Below are 393 nucleotides of genomic sequence, written 5' to 3' on the forward strand. Positions count from 1 at the left end.
GACTCACCTCCACAAACACCCGATGCCCCTCAGCCACCAGCGCGGCCAGGACCTCACCGAACCGCACCGGCTCCCGCAGGTTCCGATACCAATACCCCCCATCCAGCTGGGCGGTATCCACCACCCGCCCCTCAAGCGTCGAATAGAACGGCACCGCACCACTGACCGGGGACAGTCCCGCCAGATCCTCAGCCAGACTCTCCCTCACCGCCTCGACATGCGCGGTGTGGGAGGCATAGTCGACCGCGATCCGCCGCGCCCCACGCTCCGCGAACGCCTCCGCGAACTCCGCACACGCCTGCGCGGCACCGGCCACCACCACCTGCCGGGGAGCATTGACCGCCGCCACCGACAAGTCCCCACCCCAGCGGGCAATCCACTCCCCCACCTCCT

Annotated in this window: 1 protein-coding gene; it reads right to left on the reverse strand. The window is 69.2% G+C overall.

Going from position 1 to position 393, the window contains the following annotated elements; all coding sequences use genetic code 11:
- Positions 1 to 349 (reverse strand): acyltransferase domain-containing protein (locus tag WA788_RS35675; protein ID WP_335984675.1); only part of this gene is annotated, 349 nt, incomplete at its 3' end.
- Between the last annotated feature and the right edge of the window lie 44 nt (positions 350 to 393).

The organism is Streptomyces sp. CA2R106 (assembly GCF_037034245.1).
Lineage (GTDB): Bacteria > Actinomycetota > Actinomycetes > Streptomycetales > Streptomycetaceae > Actinacidiphila.